Source organism: Pseudoalteromonas sp. S2721, assembly GCF_005887425.1.
Taxonomy (GTDB): domain Bacteria; phylum Pseudomonadota; class Gammaproteobacteria; order Enterobacterales; family Alteromonadaceae; genus Pseudoalteromonas; species Pseudoalteromonas simplex.
This window is the reverse complement of the sequence record NZ_PNCZ01000050.1, coordinates 1-15,161: the sequence shown is the minus strand read 5'-3', so window position 1 is coordinate 15,161 and position 15,161 is coordinate 1. Positions and strand designations below refer to the sequence as shown.

The following is a 15,161-nucleotide window of genomic DNA, read 5'->3' as shown; positions in this document are numbered from 1 at the left end:
ACCTGAACGCTCTGAGAATGAGCCGAATGAGTTCAGTGAGCTTGAACGAAGAGCATCAGCTACAGTGAAGTCACCTTCCATTTTAATATCAGCAGATGTGATGCTGATTACAGGTGATGCACCTTCTAGGTCAGTACGCTTGATGCGTGAACCTGTTACCTGAATACGCTCAACTTTTTCTGCGCTATTTTCTTCAGCAGCAAAAGAAGATGCAGAAAATGCAGCTGTTGATGCAGCACTAAAAGCAATCGCTAAGCGAACCGCTTTAGAAACTTGATTATTTAACATTTGATTCTCCCTGGACCACTCTATTGTGGTTATATTTAGCATAAGCTTGTTTATTATTTGTTATCGCATCAGGACTGCGACCAACAAATAATAAACAAATTAAACAAAATATCCAGACATTTATTTATAAAAAATTAATAAAAAACCACAAATGCAACCAAACTTTAATCCATTGTTTAAAATTCACACTAAACAAAATAACTATAAAAACACAGGAAAACAGGTACAAAAAAACAACCCTAAACTTTAAAACAACTGAATTTGCTTACTTTTCACTGACTGCTCGATAGTACCTAAATTTGCAAAAATCACTTCAACTATTGGCAACAATTGTTTGTTAACATAAATGCTATAATCATGGTTGTGGCAACCCATGTAGTACTCGACACCCTGAGTTGTATAAACATATTCAATTATTTGACCACGCTGAAATGCAAAATGTGGGTTTTCAGCTAAATACTGCTTAGCTGCTTTTGCATGAGGAGGGATGTTTTTTTGATAATCAGCTAGGTGCCGGCCTAATCGTTTGCGATACACGAGTAATGAGTCAAACTCTCCCGCATAGAGTTTTTTAACGTACCTATCAAAGGCTTGTATTATTAATTCTTGACTGTAATTTTCGGAGAATAAAATCTCAAATAATTCTATTTGAAACTTGTGGGCAAGCTCTGTCCAATCACTCCTAACGGTTTCCATACCTTTGAAGACTAATTTTGAGGTGCCATCTTTTTCGACTTTTCCTACATAGCGCTTTTTAGACCCTGTTGTTTTTCCTCTAATTGTGGGCATAAAAAATGGGCTATAATGGGTTTCGTACTCGATCTCTAAGAAACTATCTATTCTATAATCTTGCTGTAATACACGCTGCCAGCGTTTGTTAATTTTTCTTGCCAGTACCGTACCAATTTCATTACAGTTTAGTGAATTTAGATCATCATCAAGCTTAACAAAAGTCGAATCTGTATCACCATAAATGACTTCATAACCCCACTCTTCAATCCATTGCTTGGTTGTTTGCATAATTTCATGGCCGCGCAAAGTAATTGAACTCGACAATCGCGGGTCATAAAAGCGACAACCTTTCGAGCCAAGTACACCATATAAACTATTCATGATGATTTTGATTGCTTGAGAGAGCATAGGTTGTTTTTTGTCTTTTGCTATTTGTCTGGTCACTGACAGCTCACGAATAAGCTCAGGTAAATGATGCGCAGTGCGTGAAAAGTGCGCCTGATTAAATCCTTCGATTGTATTATCTGGACTTTTTAAACCTTCAATAAGACCGAGAGGGTCTATGCAAAATGTTCGCATTATTGACGGATAGAGACTTTTGTAATCAAGCACCAAAATATTCTTATATAGGCCAGGCTGCGATGACATGACATAACCACCAGGGCTATCAAAACTTAAGCCATGATCGCCTAAATTAGGGGCTACATAGCCACTTCTATGCAGTAACGGCAGATAAAGGTTAGTGAAGGCTGCAACTGAGCCGCCCATTCGTTCTAATTCAAGCCCTGTAAGCTGGCTTCTTACAACTGCAAAATCAAGTAACTTAAGTTTCTCAAAGATCCTCATCACTAAAATACAATCTTGCCTGTTGTAGTTAGCAAGAGACAGTTTGTCTTCATTAAACTGGCGAATAATTTCTTCAAGACGATTATCTGTATTTATTAGCTTCTCTTCGCCAAGCTCAATACTCGCTACATTGGCAAGACTAAAACTATCGTAATGATAAGTAGCGTTTTTTAAGGTATCAATACCATCAACAACTACGCGTCCTGGTATTGTAATACGGGTAAAATTACCTTGCCGCAGCTGCATTTTTTCTTTATTGCGGCCAAGCGGCAATTCGACACCGAGTGCTTCTGCACGGGCATGTAACACGCTGAAGTCAAACTCAATCACATTCCAGCCAATAATCACATCAGGGTCGACAGTTTCAATATGTATACAAAGCTGATTGAGTAAATCAATTTCATCTACACACCAATGAAGATTAAATTCAAGTTCACTGGTATCTTGTGGCTGGCCTATCATCAATACGGTATCTATATTTGCCCCAACTAGACCTATTGAAAATAGCACTCCTTCACCATTACATTCTATATCGAGTGACAAACTTGAAAACTGCGGTGTAAAATCGCTATTTTTTTTGAACTTAGTATCCGTTAAAACAGGATATGGGTGGCTTTTTATTTGTCTTCCTTGAGCCCAAACTGCCCCTTTAATGAAACGTTCCATTAAAAATCTATCTATAGGACGAATATCATCTTCATATACTTTTATATGCTGTGCTTTGAGTCGTTTCGCAGCATTGTAATAGTGCTTTAAAGAAGAAAAATAACAAGAAACAACTTGTTCCTGCATAAAGCTCTTCAGTGCAACAGGTTTCATTTCACAAAAAATACCATGCTCTGAAAATACTCTATTCGCAGCGTCTATTTGTGATTTATTAATAAAGAACACTGCTTTTTGTGGCGTGCTTATTAATTTAACTGGCCCTTGCTTAGATAAAATCCACACCACAATCGAAATACCCTTAGCACTATCGTAGCATTGCGTGGAGAGAATAAAGCCGGAGGCTAACTGCATGTAATTAAACCTTTTTAATATAATTTAGGCATATTAGTTAAGCAAAGCTAAGTTGATTAACTAATTAAAGTAACAAGTCGCTTGTAGTTGCCCAGTTAAATCTCTAAAATTCATTACTGTAATTATATACATACTTTAGGTTTTCTGGGCATGCTTTCTGACTCTTTAAAAAAAACAATTCGGCAAATTCATAAGCATGTTGCTGATAACCTCACCGATTACCGCCCTCGAAGCAGTCAAAACTATTTAGTTGCCGAGATAGCAAAAACATTGGCTGGCGAATATCACAAGAGCCAACGAATTTGTGTTATTGAAGCAGGCACCGGGACCGGTAAGTCGCTAGCGTATTGTCTAGGGGCATTGCCTTTAGCGATGGCCAAGAAAAAGAAATTAGTGATTTCGACGGCAACCGTTGCTCTACAAGAACAGTTAATTAGTAAGGAGCTGCCTTTTTTTAAAGAGCACTCTGGCCTCGACATCAAGTTTGATTTAGTGAAAGGTCGACAGCGTTATATCTGTGCACAAAAACTGAGTGCCGCCGTCAATGGCGACAGTCAAACGCAAATGGAGTTTATGCCGACCCTATCATCGCCCCTTTCAGATATGGAAACCAAATGCTTAAAGCAACTTTATGATGCTTATTCAAAAAAGCAATGGCAAGGCGACCGCGATAGCTGGGCTGATACAATTCCTGATAAAGTGTGGAATTTAATTGCTTGTGATAAGCATTCATGCCAACGACAAATGCGCGCTCATCAGCTCTGCCCTTTTCATATGGCACGTCAGCGTCTGATGCAAATGGATGTGCTAGTGATCAACCATTCTCTATTACTGGCTGATCTTGATTTGGGTGGCGGTAAGATTCTACCTGAACCTGACGATACGATTTATGTTATCGATGAAGCACACCATTTAGCGCACATCACCCGCGACTTCTCTTCTGCCGCAGCAACCATTAAAGGCACCATAGACTGGCTCGACAAGCTGGTTAAATTTGCCGGCAAAATGGCCAATGTGCTCGTAGGTCAAAAAGCGATTGGGCAAAATTTTAAGCTCAGTGACAGTATCAATGATGCCGGTAAAAATTTAAAAGTAGTGCGTGATATTCTTGATAACGCAGACTTTAATTATAACAGTGATGACACCTATCGTTTTGAACATGGTGAAATCCCAGCATCTTTACATGCCAAAGCAAAAGATATTAGCGATGCCACCCTTGATGCCCTAAGAGCACTCAACAAGATGCACGATACCTTAGTGCAAGACGTAAGTGATGGCGATGTAAAACCTTATGTGGCCGATCCAATCTTGGCTGAAAGTGGTCAGTACATTAATCGTCTAGAGTTATTAAACAAGCTGTGGTTTAGTTACGCCACAAAAGGCGAAGGTATTCCCCATGCGCGCTGGATCAAACGCTTAGAATATAAGAACCATCACGACCATTTACTTAGTGATTGCCCTATTGAAGTTGGCTATTACCTTAAAGATAAATTATGGAATCAATGTGCGGGTGCCGTGCTTTGTTCAGCCACCTTAACTGCATTGGGTTCATTTGATCACTTTGCTTATGAATGCGGTCTTGCCAAAGAAGAAGGCGTAAAATACATAAAAGTCCCTTCTCCATTTGATTACCCTAAACAAGCGACGCTGCATATTCCTGCAAGTCATATTGAGCCAACCGATAAAGCGTTTAGTGATCACTTAGCTGAGCAATTGCCCAAATTCCTTGATGATAAAAAAGCAAATTTAGTGTTATTTGCCTCTTATTGGCAGATGGATCATGTTGTTAAAGCATTACGTAGCAAAGGAATTGAGGTCTTAGTGCAAGGAGAAATGTCTCGTGAAGCCCTGCTTAAAAAACATAAAGCCAATGTGGATTTAGGCCGTGCTAGCTATTTATTTGGCACTCAAAGTTTATCTGAGGGTCTTGATTTACCAGGTAAATACTTAGAAAACCTAGTAATTACAAAAATTCCATTTGCGGTGCCTACCTCACCAATAGAAGAAGCGCAGGCCGAGTTTGTGCAAAGTAAAGGTGGCAACCCGTTTCTTTCGATAACCGTACCTGATGCGGCAAAGAAATTAGTACAAAGCTGTGGTAGACTGCTGCGCAAAGAAAATGATCAGGGTCGCATTACTATCCTTGATCGCCGACTAGTGACCAAGCGATATGGCAAAGCCATGCTCGATACCTTGCCACCTTTTAAAAGACAAATTGATTATTAATGTTTGAATTAGCTTTAGACCCAACAACCTGGGCACTATTATGTGCAGTTGCACTAGCAGCCGGCTTTATTGACGCAATTGCAGGCGGCGGTGGCATGTTAACGGTACCTGCACTATTAACCGCAGGTTTGCCGCCTCACCTCACATTAGGTACCAATAAACTTGCAGCAAGTTTTGGTTCATTGACAGCCAGCGTAACGTATTTTCGTAAAAAGTTGTTCAACCCACGGTTTTGGGCTGCGTCCATTTTAGCAACAGCCATTGGGGCGCTCGTAGGTACTTTAGTGGTAGATTACTTAAGTATTGAATTTTTAAATAAATTACTACCGGTGGTGATTATTTTAGTCGCTTGTTACAGCTTATTTGGCAGTTTAAGTACAACTGAGCATAACGAGTTACCAGAGCTTGATAGTAAAACTAAAGTTAAACAGTGGCTGCAAGGGCTTGGACTTGGGTTTTTTGATGGTTTAGCAGGCCCCGGCACTGGCACATTTTGGACCGCATCAAATAGCCTTTTATATAAAATGAGCTTATTGCTTAACTGTGGTCTTGCCCGCTCAATGAATTTTGTTTCAAACTTTATTTCATTGATCACTTTCGTTGCACTTGGCCATGTAAACTTTCTACTTGGTATCACAATGGGTTTTTTCTTGATGCTTGGAGCATGGTTAGGAGCACATTCTGCAATAAAGTTTGGTAGTAAAATGATCCGCCCAGTGTTTAACACTGTGGTTATAGTGTTAGCATTAAAGTTAATCTATGAGGCTTATTTATAAATGCAATCGACTGCTTTTGATAAACTACGTTCACAAATTGAAAGACTCAAACAATTAGCCACACAATTTGATAAGGGTAATTTATTTGCTAAAAATCGCTATATGCAAGCCCAGCCAAGTTTGTTTGATAAAGCCGTGTTTAGTACGAAAAGTATGATGCTGGCTGACTATGTAACCGAAATCGAAGATGAGCTTAACAGCCTGCCGCCAGCTGAGCATCGCCATGCTTATCAATATGCGCTTGAGCGTATTGCCATTCAAGTCGAAGCGGTATTCAATGTAATCAAATCAACCCCAGTATGGGCTAAAGAAAATAAATACAGCTTTAAGCCGAAAGCTAAGCCACAAGTTTATAAGCAAGCAGTAAAAAAAATCATGCAGTCATCCCATGAACTGTATGACGAACTAAAACAAACCCATGAGTTTGAACGCCGCTTAGTTTTGATGATCGAAGAGCGAAAACTTAAGCTCGACGCTGCAAATGCACAGCAAGCAACCGAAATTAATAAAGAAATATTAGCTTTACATGCAAGACTTGGCCGTTGTCGAAAGGCTATTTCAGCCACTGAAGACAAAATTCAGCAAGTCGAAAAGCAACAGCTGAGATAATGTTTTACTATCATCCAAATTATTCAGCGTTAACTTTACCCGAGCGTCACCGCTTTCCCATTGATAAATACCGCATGTTAAAACAGCTTGTTAGCAACTTTATTGATGAGCAGCATTTTATTACCCCACAACAAGCCACTAGAGCGCAGCTTGCTCTGTGCCATAACCCCGAGTATATCGACGCTTTTTTAACTGGTAGCCTTGATAGCAAAGCAATTAAAAAAATGGGCTTTCCTTGGTCCACTGAGTTGGTTGAGCGAACACTTTACTCTGTTGGCGCAAGTATTCAAGGCGCTGAGTTTGCTTTGCAACAGGGTGCTGCTTTTAACCTAAGTGGTGGTTATCATCATGCTTTTACGAGCTATGGTAGTGGTTTTTGTATTTTTAATGACTTAGCGATAGCCGCAGCACACTTAATTAATACCGAGCAAGCCGACACCGTATTAATTTTTGACTGTGACGTCCACCAAGGGGATGGCACAGCCGAAGTTACACAAGCACATCCTCAAATCATTAGCTGCTCAATTCATTGTCAGCAAAACTTCCCGCGTATTAAACAGCAATCAAACTACGATTTTGCGTTAGAGCATGGCACTTCAGATACTGAATACCTTGAAACAGTAAAACAAGCTTTAGCCTTAACAATTAGACTCCACCAGCCAGATATCATTTTGTATAACGCCGGCGCAGACATCGCAACAGATGACGAATTAGGACACTTTCAAGTGAGTTTAGAAGGCGTGTATCAGCGTGACCATTTTGTATTAAACCAAGCCAAGGAAGCAAAAATCCCAGTGTTTTCAGCCATGGGCGGTGGCTACCAACGAAATGTAAGCCGTTTGGTTGAAGTTCATAGCCAGCTTTATAGGGCAGCTGTCGATTTATTTTAAAGCTTGGTATACACTAAAAGTGACTTTTAAATAAGGCTAACTTTGTATGAAATTGCATGACGACATTCATAATTACTATGAAAAATTGGTTGTCGAAGACATCTCAAAACGAAACTTAGAAGCGACCTATAGTGATGATGTTATGGCAGATTTATGCTGCACAGTATTAAATCAACTGCCTGCTCGTTACATTCGCTACGATGTCGATATGGAATTTTATTTACCGCAAAAAGAACGTATTAGAATGGAGCAACAAGTGCAAACAGCTATTGATGTAGCGATCAGCCAAGTCGCTAAGAAAAAGGAATTGCAAAAATGAGCAGTGAGTTAGAAGGTGCGCCTAACTATATTAAAATTGCTGTTGACCTTATTATGCTATTAGAGCAAAACGATGTCCCCGCCGAAGATGTATTAGCAGCTTTAGAAATCGTTAAGTCTGATTTCGAAAAGAAACTTCCAAAATCAACCGATTAATAGTCCGAAAATGGCGAGTATTAGAGCAGAAATTTGTTATGCTCAGGTTTTATAATTCAAGAATGTAAAACCATGTCATTGCCAAGTTTATTACGCTTATTCATCCTTGCTGCTATTTGGGGCGCTTCCTTCTTATTTATGCGCATGGCAGCGAATAGCTTAGGCCCTGCAGTATTAATTGAGTTAAGAGTTGGCTTTGCTGCAATTACACTGTTTATTTTTGCGATGTACTTACGAAAGCAACTCGCTTTCACGACCCACAAAAAGCATTTTTTCATTATTGGCGCACTTAATTCCGCCCTTCCCTTTTTATTGTTTGCCTATGCAGCGCAAACAATTAATGCCTCAACCTTATCCATATTAAATTCAACGACCCCTATTTGGGGTGCCATCGTTGGTATTGTATGGAGTAAAACGAAACCCACCAAAAGTATGTTACTTGGCTTGCTATTAGGTTTAACTGGCGTAGCCATTTTAGTAGGGCAAAATAGCCTGATTATCGACACGCAAGCAATCACAGCAATTGTAGCTGCATTGTGTGCCTCGCTCAGCTATGCCATTGCATCTCATTACACAAAACATGCACCTAAGTTATCTGCTTTTGATAATGCCCATGGCAGTATGTGGGCGGCAAGTATTATGGTTCTACCACTTATTTTTGTTATTCCTGCCAGAGAAATTCCAAGTAATGAGGTGATGCTTGGTGTGGTGGCACTCGGTGTGCTATGTACTGCGGTGGCATATATCTTGTTCTTCCGTTTGATTGATGACATTGGCCCAACCTCAGCGCTGACTGTTACTTTTTTAATTCCATTATTTGGCATTGTTTGGGGCAATTTAATTTTAGATGAGCAAATTGGACCTAATACCTTGGTTGGCGCATTGTGTGTTATCGCGGGTACCATGCTGGTCACCGGCTTTATTCGTATCAAGCCATTTTTAAAACGAAACACCTTGTAACAGAATCACCTTTGCAATTAAAAAATCAGGCTATAATCTATACATAATTTTTAAATAATAAGGAGAGTGCTATGTCAGGGACAACCATGGTGGTATTGATTGTCTTGATTTCTGTGGGTTCAGGTGTGATTTATGATATGTATAAAAAACATTTAGAGTTTAAATCTCGAACATTAAAAGACAGCAAAGAAGCGAACGAACATGTCGCTGCAGTAACAAAAGAGCTTGTAGAGCTAAAAGAGCGTGTGCAAACGCTCGAAGCCATCGTTACTGATTCAAGCTACAGCGTAAAACAAGAAATTAATAAACTCTAATTAAGTTAGCTCTTATTAAGTTAATAATGCACTGTATTGTTCAAGCACAGGCTGATAGTAATCGGCGTCTTGATTTAACATACGTTGGTAATGAGCACATAACTGCTTTAGATAAGCTTGGTGCTCTTTACTTGTTAGCTGCCACATTTGCTGGCCAACTCGAGTGATCGACTGCGAAGAAGACGCACTCATGGCAATAACTTCATAAAATCGTTTGTTTTCACACACCAACTGCTCAGATACGAGCCCCAATGGCAGTGTCTGCAAATAGCTGCGAACTTGATAACTGTGATGTACAGGGCAAACAATAAAGTCGATATGCGTATTTGGCTGTTGACTAACAATCTGCGCTAAAAATCGCACTAATAACTCACCTCCCACCCCCGCAATAATAACAAGGTGACGCTTTTTAGGATCTGGTGAAATCATTGCCACATCTTGGCAATGTACCTGCCAACGGCCGCGTTGCTCACTTGTGGCAAAACGTTCGAGTTTATCACTTAGTACCTGCATCAGCTCAGGCACAATATCAACGAAATGTATAAACTGGGCTTTATTTTGCTGTAATAGCTCAATCCCTAACAAACCGTGATCGCAGCAACAATCCCAGATTTCGTCATACCCAGAATCAACTACATCAACAATGGCTGAAAGTCGTTTACTCAGTGCCATTAGTTTGCTGTTTTATAGACTAACGCTTTTAAGCTGCGATCACTGTCAACCTCAATAAAGCCATCAGTAGGAGCTAGTCGCTCAACAAAACTAATTGCTCCTTGTGTATGATCGCTAATGAGATCTTTAAACGCCTGCTCAGATAGCTCAGGGCTATTTGCACACAGTAACAACTGGGTGTTTTCATTTAGCAGCTCAGGTAAACGACGTAGGATTTTTTGATAATCCTTGGTCAATATAAAACTGCCTTTTTGAAAACTCGGCGGGTCTACGATGATCAATTCATACGGTGCTGATTTTTTAAGCTTACCGAATGATTTTAGAATATCGTGCGGAAAATAACTAACACCTTGATCAAAACCATTTAGCTGATGATTTTGTTTACCTGTTCGCAGCACCCCTTTATTCATGTCCATATTAATAACTTGGTCTGCCCCCCCCTGCATTGCTGCAACAGAGAAGCCACACGTGTATGAAAATAAGTTGAGCACTTTTGCATTTTTACTATTAGCTTGAACAAACTCCCGGCCACGGCGCATATCAGGGAAAATCCCAGTATTTTGGCGACTCAATAAATCGACTTTAAACTTAATACCATTTTCACTGACATGGTGCTCTTGGGGTAATTCACCATGCATAAGCGCGTTGCGGGTGTTAATGCCGCTACGTTGTTGGTAAACCAATGCACTGACAAGCGCTGGCGCATTCTCTTGCGCCCATTGCCACAGGGTATCAGTTAATTGCGCAAGTACTTGTTCATCTATTTCTTGATATGAAACTAAAAAGAGTGCTGGCGGATAAAAGTCTAAGTTTATGTGGCTCAGCTCAGCGACTGAGTGACCACGGCCATGGAATACACGACATAATTCATTAGCAGCAAGTGGCGCCTCTGCTAAAGCATTTAAAATGGCAGAAAAATCGTTTGTCATCATCTTTAGTTAATTAACTGTTGTTGTAATTCGTGAATTTCATCACGCACAGACGCCGCTTTTTCAAACTCAAGATCGCTAGCATAAGCATGCATTTTCGCTTCAAGAGCTTTGATTTGGCTGGCAATATCTTTCGCGCTGAGCACTTGTTTAGACTCTTTACGCACTAACTTAAGGTTGTCTTTCGGGCTTGCTTCTTCGCCCACATCCATAATGTCGGTAATACTTTTAACCAGTGCTTGTGGCTCAATACCATGTTCAAGGTTATAAGCTTGTTGTTTTTCACGGCGGCGGTCTGTTTCATCAATGGCTTGTCGCATTGAATTAGTGATGCGGTCGCCATACAGAATTGCTTTACCATTTAAGTGACGCGCAGCACGCCCTATGGTTTGAATAAGTGAACGAGTCGAACGTAAGAAACCTTCTTTATCGGCATCAAGTATCGCCACCAGTGAAACTTCTGGCATGTCGAGACCTTCTCGCAATAAGTTAATGCCTACTAACACATCAAATACGCCAGCACGTAAATCACGAATAATTTCAACCCGTTCAACAGTGTCGATGTCTGAGTGCAAATAGCGTACTTTTACGTCATGGTCATTGAGATAGTCGGTTAAATCTTCTGCCATACGCTTAGTTAACGTGGTTACAAGCACCCGCTCATTCACTTCTACTCGTTTATAGATTTCTGAGAGTAAGTCATCAACCTGGGTGCCCACAGGGCGTACTTCAATTTCTGGATCAATAAGCCCGGTCGGACGAATGACCTGCTCTGCAACCTCCCCTGATGAGCGCTCAAGCTCAAAGTCACCAGGGGTTGCCGACACATAAATAGTTTGCGGCGCAATGGCTTCAAATTCTTCAAAGCGTAATGGGCGGTTATCTAACGCCGATGGCAAGCGAAAGCCATACTCAACAAGATTTTCTTTACGGCTTCTATCGCCTTTATACATAGCACCAATTTGCGACACAGTAACGTGTGATTCATCAATAATCATCAATGCATCATCAGGTAAGTAATCTAATAATGTCGGCGGTGGATCGCCCGGTGTTCTGCCAGATAAGTATCGCGAATAGTTTTCGATGCCAGAGCAATAACCAAGCTCGGTCATCATTTCAATATCGTACTGGGTGCGCTGAGCAATACGTTGCTCTTCCACAAGTTTGTTGGCACTGAGTAACTGAGCTCGGCGGTCTTTAAGCTCATCTTTAATTTTATCAATGGCATCAAGAATTTTTTCACGGGGTGTTACATAGTGGGTTTTTGGATAAATAGTCGCACGTACAATATGCTTTTCAACTGCTCCTGTAAGCGGGTCAAAAATACTTAAGCGCTCAATTTCATCGTCAAACATCTCCACACGCACAGCGTAAGTATCCGATTCAGCAGGAAATATATCGACCACTTCGCCACGTACGCGATAAGTACCGCGGCTAAATTCAATATCATTGCGTGTATATTGCAATTCAGCAAGCCGACGCAGCATATCGCGCTGATCGACGGTTTCACCTACTTTTAGTAAAAGCATCATCTTCATGTATGAGTCAGGGTCGCCCAAACCATAAATAGCAGACACCGAAGCCACAATAATGGTATCACGTCGTTCAAGCAGCGCTTTGGTGGCACTTAAACGCATTTGTTCAATGTGCTCATTAATAGACGCGTCTTTTTCAATAAAGGTATCGCTGGCAACAACGTAGGCTTCTGGCTGGTAATAATCATAATAAGATACAAAATACTCAACCGCATTATGAGGGAAAAACTCTTTCATTTCACCGTAAAGCTGTGCAGCGAGTGTTTTGTTGTGTGCCATAATAATGGTTGGCCGATTCAAATCATTAATGATATTGGCCATGCTGAAGGTTTTACCGGTTCCTGTAGCCCCTAATAATGTTTGATGTGCAAGCCCAGCCTCTAGGCCATCTTTTAACTGTGCAATGGCCGTTGGTTGGTCACCACTTGGCTGAAACTTAGAAACTAGTTGGAAATGGTCGCTCATGAATGACACTCCTTCATATATGACTCACTTAACCCATCAACTTCTTTGATAAACCATTTATAGGCAACCATTGCCGTAAATAAGTTACCAATCGCGGCACCAATAAATAAACCAGTTAAACCTGCAATTTCGCTGCCTATATAAGCAAATGGTACATAAAAAACAAACAGTCGTACCACACTTAAAATCAGGGCATTCATTGGTTTATGTAAGGCATTAAATGAAGAGTTAGATAAAATAATCACCCCCTGCAGGCCATAACTCAGTGGTAAGATATAAATGAATAACTTAATCACATCCATTACCGCTTGCTCTTTACCAAATACATCCGCGATAAAGCCAGAGGTTAACAGCAGTAAAATATAAATAGCGAACTGCCAAATCATCACGAATTTCAAGGTTTTTGAGTAAGCTTCTTTAACACGTTCAAACTTACCTGCCCCAAAGTTTTGACTTACAAATGGTGGTAAGGTCATTGATAAAGCAAGCACCACAAGGCTTGCGATAGATTCAATGCGACTGCCTACACCAAACGCTGCAACCGCCTCAGGGCCATGCTTAGCTACTAATGCCGTCATGACCGCCATCGCTATTGGCGTCAACATATTTGCGCCTGCCGCCGGTAAACCTATTTTAAGAATTTTACGAACTGAACTAACTGCTGTTTGCTGACCAGCATGCAGGCTCAACAAACCGTTCTTAATTGCCAGAATATATAAAATAATAATTACTGCAACCGCCCAAGCAATAACACTCGCAATAGCAGCCCCTTGTATACCTAAGGCTGGAATTGGCCCAAAACCAAAAATTAGTACCGGATCTAAAATAGCATTTATCAGCCCCGCTCCACCCATAACAATACTTGGCGTTTTGGTGTCGCCGCTGGCTCTAAGCACTGAATTGCCAACCATAGGGGTAATTAAAAATACACTGCCGATGAACCACACGCTCATGTAGTCATGAATAAGTGGCAAGACTTGCTCACCTGCGCCTAATAATTTAAAGATAGGCTCAATATACAAATAACCTAAGGCAGAAAGGCAAAACACCATTACAACCGACACCAATAATGACATACTGGCATCAAAACGAGCTTCATCTAAATTATCACTTCCGAGTGCTTTAGCAATAACTGCGGAGGTACCTATCCCTAAGCCGATTGCTAAACTAATTACAGTAAAGGTAACTGGAAAAGTAAAACTTACTGCGGCTAATGGCTCAGTGCCTAACAAACTGATGAAGAAGGTATCGACTAAATTAAACATCATAAGAGTGATCATTCCGAAAATCATAGGAATGGTCATTTTTTTTAAGGTCGGCAGAATTGGGGAGTTTAAAAGATCAGGTTTAGTTTTGCTCTGCGGTTTCACGCTCATAAGAATTCTTGGCCTCTTTATATGAGCCTATAAGTTTAAAGCATCCTTCACTTGCAAGCTATGCTTTATTCACAGAATCAAAATCGATGTACAAAACTATAACTTTTGACGCTTTGACATAAAAATAACCACTAACCCTTATAAAAAACAATATAAAAACAAATTTAATAGCTTTATTACAATTAAATGGCATCATTTCATCGTCACGAATAAATTTACTTATCAATTCAGCATCGCTTCAGATAAAAACACTAACACATTGATTTAAAATGAATTAAAAAAACTTAATTAAACACTTGAAATTGCTGGAGCGCCCTAAAATCCTAGTACTATAGCTGTTCTTAAAGTTTAATAAACAGAGTTATCCACAGAAACCGTGGATAACTCTCTAGAAGCCGCAAATATAAAGGCTTTGAAGACTAGCTTGAAACTGATAAAACGAATAATAGTGAAGTATGCCGTTTTGACCCTTTTGTAAGCTTCTAGAAAAGAATGTGTAAAAAATGCTCTCCCCTTAATGGAAAGCCAGCATGAAACATAAAACACGACAACACACTATTCAGTAACCAACTGATATGTATACCTAAAAATAAATTTAGTCATCCTCGACAAACAATGATGTCGATGTGCTTCATAAAAAAAGATGGAATATTCGCCATCTGTAGTAAAAAAATACAAGAAAAAATTAACACCTGAGGATGGCCTAATAAGAACTCTTAGGTTTGATTTTCTCAATCACAAGAAATTATTGCATAAGTGATGATTTCCTCACTTTAATAGAGAATATCTGAGCAAAGAATGGTTTTTTATATTTTCAATTTGGTACTACTGCTCAAAAAGAATGCAAAAAAGTCATCTTTTCGACATAGCTAGTCTTCTAAAAAACAAAAAACGCTGCGCTTTTCAGCTACATTTTGCTCAGATCGAACATAAAAACATCGAATAAGCTTCTTTTTTGAATTTATGAAGTTTTTATGTTGACACTTTGCAATGCTGTCATTAATATTTCGCCCCGTTGAAAGGCATGACGCTTCCCCCTTAGCTCAGTTGGT

13 protein-coding genes and 1 pseudogene are annotated in these 15,161 nt (G+C 40.0%); 8 read left to right on the top strand and 6 right to left on the bottom strand.

The annotated features are described in order from the left end of the window. Positions 1-288 (bottom strand): annotated as a pseudogene (locus CWC02_RS17005) (TonB-dependent receptor); the annotation flags it as partial. A 246-nt stretch (positions 289-534) separates the two neighbouring features. Next, on the bottom strand, positions 535-2,883 hold the full coding sequence (locus CWC02_RS17000) for a DNA polymerase II (RefSeq protein ID WP_138619520.1): 2,349 nt from the start codon (positions 2,881-2,883) through the stop codon (positions 535-537). 150 nt (positions 2,884-3,033) lie between these two features. Here CWC02_RS17000 and dinG point away from each other — a divergent pair, with 150 nt between their 5' ends. The 8 genes from dinG to CWC02_RS16960 all read left to right on the top strand — a co-directional run bounded on the left by dinG (position 3,034) and on the right by CWC02_RS16960 (position 9,132). Continuing rightward, positions 3,034-5,109 (top strand): ATP-dependent DNA helicase DinG, encoded by a 2,076-nt coding sequence (dinG, locus tag CWC02_RS16995; RefSeq protein ID WP_054553677.1) that lies wholly within the window; start codon positions 3,034-3,036, stop codon positions 5,107-5,109. Beyond that, the gene (locus CWC02_RS16990; RefSeq protein ID WP_054553678.1) at positions 5,109-5,885 is read left to right on the top strand and encodes a TSUP family transporter; all 777 of its coding nucleotides are present in this window, start codon (positions 5,109-5,111) and stop codon (positions 5,883-5,885) included. The genes dinG and CWC02_RS16990 overlap by 1 nt, the downstream gene beginning before the upstream one ends. After that, positions 5,886-6,494, top strand: coding sequence for a primosomal replication protein (locus tag CWC02_RS16985; protein ID WP_054553679.1), 609 nt, complete (start codon positions 5,886-5,888; stop codon positions 6,492-6,494). It begins immediately after the preceding gene. Continuing rightward, on the top strand, positions 6,491-7,384 hold the full coding sequence (locus tag CWC02_RS16980) for a histone deacetylase family protein (protein ID WP_171043860.1): 894 nt from the start codon (positions 6,491-6,493) through the stop codon (positions 7,382-7,384). The genes CWC02_RS16985 and CWC02_RS16980 overlap by 4 nt, the downstream gene beginning before the upstream one ends. Positions 7,385-7,430: 46 nt before the next feature. Beyond that, positions 7,431-7,703, top strand: a complete 273-nt coding sequence (locus CWC02_RS16975; RefSeq protein WP_138602087.1) for a late competence development ComFB family protein — start codon at positions 7,431-7,433, stop codon at positions 7,701-7,703. Further along, positions 7,700-7,858 (top strand): YbaM family protein, encoded by a 159-nt coding sequence (locus CWC02_RS16970; protein WP_082389283.1) that lies wholly within the window; start codon positions 7,700-7,702, stop codon positions 7,856-7,858. The genes CWC02_RS16975 and CWC02_RS16970 overlap by 4 nt, the downstream gene beginning before the upstream one ends. A gap of 72 nt (positions 7,859-7,930) precedes the next feature. Further along, on the top strand, positions 7,931-8,818 hold the full coding sequence (locus CWC02_RS16965) for a DMT family transporter (RefSeq protein WP_054553682.1): 888 nt from the start codon (positions 7,931-7,933) through the stop codon (positions 8,816-8,818). 71 nt (positions 8,819-8,889) lie between these two features. Then, positions 8,890-9,132 (top strand): hypothetical protein, encoded by a 243-nt coding sequence (locus CWC02_RS16960; protein ID WP_054553683.1) that lies wholly within the window; start codon positions 8,890-8,892, stop codon positions 9,130-9,132. Positions 9,133-9,147: 15 nt separating this feature from the next. Here the strand turns inward: CWC02_RS16960 and CWC02_RS16955 are convergent, their stop codons facing one another. The 4 genes from CWC02_RS16955 to CWC02_RS16940 are packed head-to-tail and all read right to left on the bottom strand — an operon-like array spanning position 9,148 to position 14,109. Continuing rightward, the gene (locus CWC02_RS16955; protein WP_138619516.1) at positions 9,148-9,804 is read right to left on the bottom strand and encodes a tRNA (adenine(22)-N(1))-methyltransferase; all 657 of its coding nucleotides are present in this window, start codon (positions 9,802-9,804) and stop codon (positions 9,148-9,150) included. Then, positions 9,804-10,733 (bottom strand): class I SAM-dependent methyltransferase, encoded by a 930-nt coding sequence (locus CWC02_RS16950; protein ID WP_138619522.1) that lies wholly within the window; start codon positions 10,731-10,733, stop codon positions 9,804-9,806. The genes CWC02_RS16955 and CWC02_RS16950 overlap by 1 nt, the downstream gene beginning before the upstream one ends. A gap of 5 nt (positions 10,734-10,738) precedes the next feature. After that, on the bottom strand, positions 10,739-12,733 hold the full coding sequence (gene uvrB / locus CWC02_RS16945) for an excinuclease ABC subunit UvrB (RefSeq protein ID WP_138619514.1): 1,995 nt from the start codon (positions 12,731-12,733) through the stop codon (positions 10,739-10,741). Further along, positions 12,730-14,109, bottom strand: a complete 1,380-nt coding sequence (locus tag CWC02_RS16940) for an MATE family efflux transporter (protein ID WP_054553687.1) — start codon at positions 14,107-14,109, stop codon at positions 12,730-12,732. The genes uvrB and CWC02_RS16940 overlap by 4 nt, the downstream gene beginning before the upstream one ends. Between the last annotated feature and the right edge of the window lie 1,052 nt (positions 14,110-15,161).

Coding starts and splice junctions, on each gene's coding strand:
- CWC02_RS17000 (WP_138619520.1), bottom strand. CDS start 2,883: ATGCAGTTAGCCTCCGGCTTTATTCTCTCCACGCAATGCTACGATAGT.
- dinG (WP_054553677.1), top strand. CDS start 3,034: ATGCTTTCTGACTCTTTAAAAAAAACAATTCGGCAAATTCATAAGCAT.
- CWC02_RS16990 (WP_054553678.1), top strand. CDS start 5,109: ATGTTTGAATTAGCTTTAGACCCAACAACCTGGGCACTATTATGTGCA.
- CWC02_RS16985 (WP_054553679.1), top strand. CDS start 5,886: ATGCAATCGACTGCTTTTGATAAACTACGTTCACAAATTGAAAGACTC.
- CWC02_RS16975 (WP_138602087.1), top strand. CDS start 7,431: ATGAAATTGCATGACGACATTCATAATTACTATGAAAAATTGGTTGTC.
- CWC02_RS16970 (WP_082389283.1), top strand. CDS start 7,700: ATGAGCAGTGAGTTAGAAGGTGCGCCTAACTATATTAAAATTGCTGTT.
- CWC02_RS16965 (WP_054553682.1), top strand. CDS start 7,931: ATGTCATTGCCAAGTTTATTACGCTTATTCATCCTTGCTGCTATTTGG.
- CWC02_RS16960 (WP_054553683.1), top strand. CDS start 8,890: ATGTCAGGGACAACCATGGTGGTATTGATTGTCTTGATTTCTGTGGGT.
- CWC02_RS16955 (WP_138619516.1), bottom strand. CDS start 9,804: ATGGCACTGAGTAAACGACTTTCAGCCATTGTTGATGTAGTTGATTCT.
- CWC02_RS16950 (WP_138619522.1), bottom strand. CDS start 10,733: ATGACAAACGATTTTTCTGCCATTTTAAATGCTTTAGCAGAGGCGCCA.
- uvrB (WP_138619514.1), bottom strand. CDS start 12,733: ATGAGCGACCATTTCCAACTAGTTTCTAAGTTTCAGCCAAGTGGTGAC.
- CWC02_RS16940 (WP_054553687.1), bottom strand. CDS start 14,109: ATGAGCGTGAAACCGCAGAGCAAAACTAAACCTGATCTTTTAAACTCC.